The sequence below is a fragment of the Arthrobacter sp. Dra40 genome (genome assembly GCF_059091905.1).
The window spans coordinates 1-314 of record NZ_JBNHHB010000595.1 but is presented as its reverse complement, the minus strand read 5'-3'; the positions used below and the strand labels follow the sequence as shown (position 1 = coordinate 314).

Annotated in this window: 1 pseudogene; it reads right to left on the bottom strand. The window is 66.2% G+C overall.

The features are described 5' to 3' along the window. Positions 1 to 314: pseudogene (locus tag AC5RWT_RS38155) on the bottom strand (chromosome partitioning protein ParA); the annotation flags it as partial.

The following is a 314-nucleotide window of genomic DNA, read 5'->3' as shown; positions in this document are numbered from 1 at the left end:
GCGATCCGCTGCGCCTCGGCTTTCGCCCGCTTCAGGGCATCCCCAGTCATGCTGCGCTTGGCGTCGGTGGACTCGGAGACGATCACGACGGCGTTGCGTGCCAGCTCGGCGTCGTGGCCACCACGGGATTCGAGGGTCTGCAGGGTCAGCCGGGCTGCTTCTGCACGGTCCTCGATAGCGGTGACGGGGACGACTAGCTGGTTGGTGTGGTCGATCATCCGCCGCCAGTTGGCGGCCCTGGCAGTGTTGCCGGAGTCCATGATGACCAGTCGGTAGTACCGGGTGAGGACCTGGTGGGCGATGTCCACTTCCTC